At 33.1% G+C, this 8,896-nt stretch carries 7 protein-coding genes and 1 CRISPR repeat array; of the genes, 4 read left to right on the top strand and 3 right to left on the bottom strand.

The genetic code is table 11. The annotated features are described in order from the left end of the window. The first annotated feature begins 78 nt into the window (after window positions 1-78). Genes coaD through lptB form a run of 4 tightly spaced genes read left to right on the top strand, consistent with a single transcriptional unit; the run spans window position 79 to window position 2,830 of the window. On the top strand, window positions 79-582 hold the full coding sequence (coaD, locus tag SULYE_RS03435) for a pantetheine-phosphate adenylyltransferase (protein ID WP_007546530.1): 504 nt from the start codon (window positions 79-81) through the stop codon (window positions 580-582). Beyond that, a complete protein-coding gene (locus tag SULYE_RS03430; RefSeq protein ID WP_007546529.1) occupies window positions 579-1,109 on the top strand; it encodes a hypothetical protein in 531 nt (176 codons plus the stop codon). Before coaD ends, SULYE_RS03430 begins: the two co-directional genes overlap by 4 nt. Next, complete coding sequence (gene holA / locus SULYE_RS03425; protein WP_007546527.1) at window positions 1,102-2,097, top strand: DNA polymerase III subunit delta; 996 nt, start codon at window positions 1,102-1,104, stop codon at window positions 2,095-2,097. The genes SULYE_RS03430 and holA overlap by 8 nt, the downstream gene beginning before the upstream one ends. A gap of 1 nt (window position 2,098) precedes the next feature. Further along, on the top strand, window positions 2,099-2,830 hold the full coding sequence (lptB, locus tag SULYE_RS03420; protein ID WP_007546526.1) for an LPS export ABC transporter ATP-binding protein: 732 nt from the start codon (window positions 2,099-2,101) through the stop codon (window positions 2,828-2,830). A 1-nt stretch (window position 2,831) separates the two neighbouring features. On the opposite strand, the gene SULYE_RS03415 is transcribed toward lptB, so the two are convergent. The 3 genes from SULYE_RS03415 to SULYE_RS03405 form a co-directional block, all read right to left on the bottom strand. Further along, window positions 2,832-3,464, bottom strand: a complete 633-nt coding sequence (locus SULYE_RS03415) for a riboflavin synthase (protein ID WP_007546525.1) — start codon at window positions 3,462-3,464, stop codon at window positions 2,832-2,834. A gap of 380 nt (window positions 3,465-3,844) precedes the next feature. Continuing rightward, window positions 3,845-5,515 carry a lytic transglycosylase domain-containing protein gene (locus tag SULYE_RS03410; RefSeq protein ID WP_007546524.1) on the bottom strand — a complete coding sequence of 557 codons (1,671 nt, stop codon included), beginning with the start codon at window positions 5,513-5,515 and terminating at the stop codon, window positions 3,845-3,847. Further along, window positions 5,512-6,468: an RluA family pseudouridine synthase gene (locus SULYE_RS03405; RefSeq protein ID WP_007546523.1), complete on the bottom strand. Its 957-nt coding sequence runs from the start codon at window positions 6,466-6,468 to the stop codon at window positions 5,512-5,514. Before SULYE_RS03405 ends, SULYE_RS03410 begins: the two co-directional genes overlap by 4 nt. Window positions 6,469-6,545: 77 nt before the next feature. Beyond that, window positions 6,546-8,871: direct repeats of the CRISPR family, unit length 29 nt; unit sequence CTTTCTAACCCACACGGTTCAGATGTAAC. Window positions 8,872-8,896: the final 25 nt, after the last annotated feature.

Genomic DNA, 8,896 nt, shown 5'->3' with positions numbered 1-8,896 from the left:
CCTAAGCAGTATTGAACCGGAATTTTATGTAGAATCAAGAAAATATGGAGATACGGTTATTAGTCTTTGGAGAAAGCAATGACAGCCAAAATATGTGTTTACCCTGGAACGTTCGACCCTGTTCATTTTGGGCATTTAGATATAGTAGATAGAGCATTAAATATTTTTGATACTGTTGTAGTTGCTTTAGCTGAAAATCCAAAGAAAAAACCACTTTTTACTTTGAAAGAAAGAATAGAAATGTTTGAAGATGCTGTCTCAAAGCATAAAGGCAGGGTGATTGTAGAAGGATTTTCCGGGCTTTTGGTAGATTTTATGAAAAAGTATAACACTAAAATCATTGTACGAGGAGTAAGACTTTTTACAGATTTTGAGTATGAGCTTCAAATAGCAATGACAAACTACAAACTTGACAAAGTAGAAACATTTTTTATGATGCCATCTCAAGAACTGATTCATATAAGCTCTACCATCGTAAAGGACGTTGCATTTCATAATGGAGATGTTAGCTCAATGGTTACACCATTTGTAAAGTCAAAATTAGAAGAAAAAGTTAGACAGTTGAGAGAGGCAAAAGAGTGAAAGGTAAGTCAAGAATTTCCTTTAAACTTCCTATCAAAGGTATATTACTGCTGAGTTTAGTTTTTATTTATATGCTCGTAAACGGATGCTCTATTAAAGAATATACAGCAATAAAAAATAAAAATCCTGAAATCTACTGTTTAAAAGCAGTAAACGTAAACTATCCGGAACCAACTTTAAGAGATGTTTTGACCAAAAGTATAAGCGATGGAATTTTACAATCCGGAAACAAATTAGAATGTAGCGATAATACTAAATATTTTGTGTATGCAGATGTTGCAAGTCTTAACTTTATACCACTTGGATATTCTGCGGCTCAAAGGGCTAACGTTTATAAAGTCAGCATTGATTTAAGGCTTAAAGTAGAAGATAGGCATGGAAATGTTGCTATAGACCGGATGATTAAAGAAAATACTCAGTATGTAGGTGCCGGCTTAAGGTCTGATATTGAAAAAATTTACGCTTTTGAAGAGATTGGAGAATTGATTAAGATAAGAACTCAAGCGGTGCTTACAAAAAATGAGTGAGATAAAAGCAAGCCAGCTTTTAAAAGAATTTAATTTAAGTCAGTTAAAGCCGGTTTTAATTATCTACGGAGATGAATATCTAACAAAGACTCTTGTAGTTGAGAAGTTTAAATCAGTTTTGCCTGTAAAAGTTTACTGGGGAGATGAGCTGGATTATGCATCTTTTAGAAATCATCTTTTTTCAAAAGATTTATTCTCATCTTCAAAGGCAATAGTGGTTAGAGATTTTGAAGCCTTTACAGATAACCTCAAAAAAGACGAGTTAAAACAAATCATAGAAGACATTAAAAATATAAAACTGCCGGATAGGTTGATTTTGGTTGTAAATTTAGAAAAGTTGGATAAAGAGCCTTATAAAGCTATGCTGAAACTTGATAATGTTGATGTTGTAATTTCTAAAAAATTAACTTTTCAGGGATTTTTAACTTCTTTAAAAAACAAATTAGCAAAGGAAGGAAAAGCCATTTCAGATGAAAATTTAAAATACCTTGCAAGTCTTTTAAACAACGATTTGACAATAGCTAAAAATGAAGTAGAAAAACTTTTATTGTACGTTGGAGATAAGAAAGAGATAACAAAAGAAGATATAGATGCTGTAGTTACTCCTGTTTTTGAAGAGAATGTATTTAATTTTTTAGACAAATTTTTCAAAAAAGATATTTCTGCTTTAAAGATTTTTATCAATCTGCTTGATAACGGCGTTCATCCTTTTGAAATTCAAAGCTTAATCTTATCTCAGTTGGAAAAAGCTTTACAAACAAAGATTTTAATAGAAGCCGGCAACAGTTTAGAAGAAGCTTTGGATAAATCAGGGATAAACCATCCATTACAAAAGGCAAACATTTCAAATATTTTAAAAAATCTGTCTAAGGAAGAGATGGTTAAGCTTTTAAGTAATCTTTACAACTTAGAAGTGGCACAAAAAATATACTATCAAGATGTAAACGAGACTTCAAAAGAGTTTATTCTTAACTTTGTAAGGAGTTAAAATGGAAAAAAGTAGGCTTGAGCTAAAAAATATAGAAAAAAGCTTTAAAAATAGAACAGTAGTAAATGGTGTGTCTTTGTATGCAGAAGAAAGGGAAATAGTGGGACTGCTTGGTCCAAACGGTGCCGGTAAGACAACTACTTTTAAGTGTTTACTTGGTTTTTTAAAGCCAGAAAAGGGAAGTGTCTTACTAAACGGTGAAGATATTACAGACCTTCCTGTTTGGGAAAGGGCAAAAAAAGGAATAAGCTTTCTGCCGCAAGAATCTTCTATATTTAGAGACTTGACCGTTTGGGATAATCTTATGATGTTTTTAGAGTTTCAAAATTTGACTGTTTCTGAGATGACATCAAAAGCACAGGAGCTTTTAAAAGAGTTTAATATAGACCATCTTAAACATCAAAAAGCTTCGACCCTTTCAGGTGGCGAAAGAAGAAGGCTTGAAATAGCAAGAAGCTTGATAATAAATCCATCTTTTTTACTCTTAGATGAGCCATTTGCAGGTGTAGACCCTGTTTCTGTGAAAGATATTAACCAGCTAATCCTATCTTTAAAATCAAGAAACATAGGAATAATCATCACTGACCATAATGTTAGAGAAACATTAAAGATAACAGACAGAGCCTACATAATTGCCCACGGGAGAGTAATAGCAGAAGGAACTCCTCAAGAAATCGTAGAAAACCAAGAAGTTAAAAGAGTTTTTCTTGGAGAGGATTTTGTTTTGGTTTAATTTACCAGTTTTCAAGTAGATTTTTAAGTTTATCCTCTTTTTGTTTACCTAAATTTAACATTTTTGCTACATATTTGCCGAGAATATCAAATTCAATGTTTACGATATCGCCAACCTTTCTGTATTTTAGGTTTGTATTTTCCCAGGTGTGAGGTATGATGTTTAAATCAATGACATTTTCGTTTATGTAGTTAATGGTTAAGCTTATCCCATCTATCGCAATAGACCCTTTTTCTATTACAAGATAATCATACTCAGAAGGAAATCTGATTTTTATGTTTGTATGCTTTCCAAGATTTGTTATTGAAGTTATTTCTCCGGTTGTATCAACATGTCCCTGTACTATATGCCCCCCGAGCCTGCTTGATGGTGTCATGGCTCTTTCTAAATTAACATACTCATTGATTTTCAAAAACTTAAAATTACTTCTTTTTATAGTTTCATTAGATACTTCAAAGTCTAAGGAGTTTTTATCAATGTTTACAACTGTCAAGCAGACTCCATTAACAGCCACGCTATCACCAAGCTTTATATCATCTAAAATTTTATTACACTCTACTTTTATTTTTAATCCGTCATCCTTCTTATTTATAGCCGATATTTTCCCAACTTCTTCTATTAATCCTGTAAACATTTTCTCACTCCTTGTATCTATAAATAATAATGTTTTTGGGCGAGAAATTCAATAGAAGTATGAGATTCTTCGCCGGCTACAGAATGACACCATTTCAACCTTTCTCCGTCATCATGCGGACTTATGTCAGAAGGATCTCTTTTTTGATTTAAAGAGAAAAAATGAGATTCTTCGCTGACGCTCAGAAATGACAAATAAGGTAATCGTTAGCATACTTTCACTTTCTCTGTCATCCTGAGGACGTAAGTCCGAAGGATCTCCTCTTTTAAAATTGAAGAAAAAGGAGATTCTTCGCTTCGCTCAGAATGACATCTTTAAGGTTAAGATTTTTCGCCGGCTGCAGAATGACGATGTTGGTTTTTGCAAGCATTCTCAATTTCTCACTCCTTGTATTTATAAATAGCATAATTCCTTAACACTTTTTTAACATAGTCTCTTGTTTCTTGGTACGGATAGAACTCTATAAACTCGGCTTCATCTTTTATATTGTTTTTATCTAAAAATCTTTTAACAGCACCTTCTCCTGAATTATAAGATGCAAAAACGTATACTAAATTTCCGCTAAACATATTTAAAAGTTTTTGTAAATACCATTTTGCAAAAAGTATAGCATTATCAGGCTTGTATAAGTCTACCATGTCAAAATCGTTTAATCCTATCTGCTTTGCTGCATAATAACCTGTTTTTGGGATAAACTGAGTCAAGCCAACAGCATTAGACCAAGATATGGCATAAGGATTAAAAAAGCTTTCTTGCTTCATGATTGCATAAATGATATTTTCAAATTCCTTTGGCTCAACACTTCCAAACGGTTTTACATAGCTACATTCATGAAGCTGACTAAAACATCTAACCCCGGCTTCCGGCAATGCTGAATAAACTTCTCCACATTTTCCTTTTTTAACTTGATAAACACCTTCTGCCCAAGCTAATTTATAATCAATGCTTTTTAGTTTATTTAAAATCTCTGCGACCTCTCCATATTTGTTAGGGCAAGGACTTTCTTTTTTTATAGTTATACTTTTACTTGTTTTGTACACGATTAAACTTAAATATGGCGTAATTTCAGAGACTTTATAGCTATCTTTAATATCTATCTCGTTTATATTTTTGCTTTCTATTAGCTTATTCCAATACTCTATTTGAAACGGGTCATTTGAGAATTTTCCATAGCTTAAAAGCTTAGTTTTTGCAAGGTCTAAATCTTTGGACTTGTAATAGTATAGAAATTTTAGCCATTCTAAATCGCTGTCTTCTTTATCGTTAAAGCTGTAAAACATTTCATAGTATTTTTGAAAACTGTTATAATCTCCTTTATAAAAAGCTTTTAAAGCTTTGTTTTTTAGAAAGTTTAAAAACGTTTTAACATCATCCTTTAAAAGTAAAGCACTTAAATACTCTTGTTCGTATATAGGATTTAGATGGCTCATTTTACTTAATGCTTTAAGATAAAATTCTGAATCTTTTGATATTTGATTAAAGTAAAACTCTTTATTTTGAGAAATATTTAAGAGATAGTAATTTACTGCGTTTTCATCTTTTAGAGTAAAAAGTAGATTTTTAACTTTTTCATAATGTCTATTTTTCAAGCATGTTTCTAAGGCGCTATATTTTTCTTTCTCTGATAGATATGGATAGATTTCTAAGTATGTTTTATAACCATAGTAGCTATGGCAATAGTTTTGTGCAAGCTGTTTAAATATGTCTAAGTATTTTGAATCTTGCAGATTTTTTAAAATAGTTCCATAAATATAAAGATAAAAAGGCTTATCCTCTTCTAAGAATGCGTCTATGTCTGCGAGCCGAATGAATTTAAAGGCTGTTTTATAATCTTGTTGATAGGATAAAAAAGAAGCTATTTTTAAGGCTGTATAGCTTGAGATTGCAAAGCTTTGATTTTTCTTGATTAAATCATACGAGTTATCTAAATCTATCTGCTCAAAATCTGATTTATAAATCTTTACTACTTCATCTATTTGTGCGTAGGAATTGGAAAAGAAAAAGAGTATTAGAAGATACATAATTTTGATTAGAGATGAATTCTTTTTCACTTGCTTAACTCCTGTAATATTTCTTCTATTTCTTTTGGTAAGCTCTTAAGCTCTACGTTTAGTATTTGGCTTGTTCTTGGATGTCTAAATGTTAGTTTATATGCTACAAGTGCATGATAGTTCAGTTTATCTGATAAGTTTTTCGCAAGCTCTGATGATAAGTTTGATTTTTTAAATCCATAAACAAAATCGTTAAATAATGGATGTCCGATGGCTGAAAAATGAACTCTTATTTGATGCGTTCTTCCTGTGTGAAGCTTTATATCAACAAGCGTTAGATTGTGCTTTTCAAAGCGTTTTTCTACCCAGTATTCTGTTAGTGCATCTTTAAGATTTGTTGATACCGTTCCCATTTTTTGCCTGTTGTAAATAGACCTTCCGATAGGTAAGTCTATCAAGCCATGGTCTTTTTTTACTATTCCAGAAACGATAGCTTTGTACTTTTTGTCTATTTCTCTATCTTGAAACATTTTTTGAAGCTCTTTATGTGCAAATTCTGTTTTTGCTACAATCAAAAGTCCGGCGGTATCTTTATCTAACCTATGAACAATCCCTGCCCTTTCTTTTCCTTGATACTGTGATACATTTTTAAAATGATAAAGTAAAGCATTTACCAATGTTCCAGATGTATGACCAACCGATGGATGGACTACCATTCCGGGTGGTTTATAGACTACTGCTAAATCTTCGTCTTCATAGCAGATTTCAAGCGGAATATTTTCAGGCTCAATTTCTAAAGGCTCGGGCGGCGGTATGATGATTGTAAACTCTTGCCCGGTTTTTACTTTTGTTGATGGTTTTTTAACAGGACTGTTATCTAACAATACAAATCCGTTTTCTATAAGATTTTGATAAAAAGACCTTGAATACTCAGGATAGACTAAGGCTAAAAATTGGTCTAATCTCTTATTTGAAAACTCTTCTTCTACTTTAAAGCTTATGATTTCTTCCATACAAATAAGATATTAGAAAAAGCTTTATTTTTCAAGTAATGAATGAAAAAACAAGATGGATTAATTTCGTTGGCATTCTTTCTAACCCACACGGTTCAGATGTAACCTGTTGCATTTTTGCAAAAATTGCAATTTTGCAACAGTCTTTCTAACCCACACGGTTCAGATGTAACATCTGTGATATCCGTGAGTTAGTTTATTTGTATCACTCTTTATAACCCACACGGTTCAGATGTAACGAAAATAGATATCCAAATTACCATGATGTTATTCCAGCTTTATAACCCACACGGTTCAGATGTAACTACCGGAATTTGATTTAGATGTTCTCAAAGAAACAGCTTTATAACCCACACGGTTCAGATGTAACCCATTTATAGGAGTTAAGTAGTGATTACAATTATATACTTTATAACCCACACGGTTCAGATGTAACAAAACTGTAATTATTAAAAACACTAATAGATCCTGACTTTATAACCCACACGGTTCAGATGTAACAAGAAAGAAAAAAATGGCATGATTTTTGCATAAAAAAAATCTTTATAACCCACACGGTTCAGATGTAACGCCAATATATAAGTTGTCAGTATCTACAGATATTTTCTTTATAACCCACACGGTTCAGATGTAACGTTCCGTATTATTCTAATCTTTATTACTTAAAAAACTCCTTTATAACCCACACGGTTCAGATGTAACTTTGAATTTGTTGCAATGACTGCGTTAGGTTTCCAGACTTTCTAACCCACACGGTTCAGATGTAACTTGTTTTTGACAGAGAAGAAGATTATAGAGAATATTCTTTCTAACCCACACGGTTCAGATGTAACTAAAATTTGAGGATGTTGCAGCTTATGAAGTAAGAGACTTTCTAACCCACACGGTTCAGATGTAACTTTAGGTTCCATTCTTAAAATAGCATCGTATAATTTCTTTCTAACCCACACGGTTCAGATGTAACTCAAAAATTGATAGAAAAAGCCAAAAGACCCCAAAACTTTCTAACCCACACGGTTCAGATGTAACATTAATCACAGCATCAATTTTTGTTTCAAAATTAAACTTTCTAACCCACACGGTTCAGATGTAACATTTCTATCTTTCCAAATTTTAAAATTGTTTCTCTACTTTCTAACCCACACGGTTCAGATGTAACTACGGACTCCTAATCAACAATCTCTACGTTGAAAAGGCTTTCTAACCCACACGGTTCAGATGTAACCTTTTTGCTACTTTTGGCATTGCAATGCTATTTCTACTTTCTAACCCACACGGTTCAGATGTAACTACGACAGTTCAATGGATGTAACGGTACATATAAAGAACTTTCTAACCCACACGGTTCAGATGTAACCGAAATTAGCGAAGTTTATCTCACTGACAATGCTATCTTTCTAACCCACACGGTTCAGATGTAACTCTGTTGTCTCAGCTCCAACCTCATGCCCATGCTCTCTTTCTAACCCACACGGTTCAGATGTAACCGGAGATTTTGTTTATAGAATTAGCTTTAAAGCAAACTTTCTAACCCACACGGTTCAGATGTAACAGCTTACAAGTTGCTTGTTGAAGTTGATATTGAAGACTTTCTAACCCACACGGTTCAGATGTAACTGAGACAGCTAAACAGAATCTTTTAGCATATGCGACCTTTCTAACCCACACGGTTCAGATGTAACTTAACTTCTACACAAGCTTCGGCTCCGCTTTATTACCTTTCTAACCCACACGGTTCAGATGTAACAGGCTTGCTTAATCTTAACCCTGTGCCTGAAACTCACCTTTCTAACCCACACGGTTCAGATGTAACAGTCTGTTTTTAATAAGTCAAAAAAGTCTGAGTTGTACTTTCTAACCCACACGGTTCAGATGTAACATTTTCAGGGGCAAGAGTATAATCTCCTGTATTACTCTTTCTAACCCACACGGTTCAGATGTAACTAATCCATGCTTGTTTTTCATCTTCTGTCAAGCCTGCTTTCTAACCCACACGGTTCAGATGTAACGAGATAGAATATATTTATTCTGACACAGAAAAAATGACTTTCTAACCCACACGGTTCAGATGTAACAAGGAGATGAAACATGGTAAATAAAATCATGATCGAGCTTTCTAACCCACACGGTTCAGATGTAACTATTGTAGATTTTTCTGATATATCTGATAGTCTTTTTCTTTCTAACCCACACGGTTCAGATGTAACAAATGTAGGAATTTAAGAAGATGAGAGGAGGATGTCACTTTCTAACCCACACGGTTCAGATGTAACACGCAATGCCTGAATTAACATAAACATACTTGGCGACTTTCTAACCCACACGGTTCAGATGTAACACAATATAGAAAATCCAAAAATTCTAATTGATAATGCTTTCTAACCCACACGGTTCAGATGTAACCTTCTAAGTATTGATGTATTTTTTA

It is taken from the genome of Sulfurihydrogenibium yellowstonense SS-5 (genome assembly GCF_000173615.1).
In the GTDB taxonomy this organism is placed as follows: domain Bacteria; phylum Aquificota; class Aquificia; order Aquificales; family Hydrogenothermaceae; genus Sulfurihydrogenibium; species Sulfurihydrogenibium yellowstonense.
Note: the sequence above shows the minus strand (reverse complement) of the source record. Positions and strands in the feature narration are given on the sequence as shown.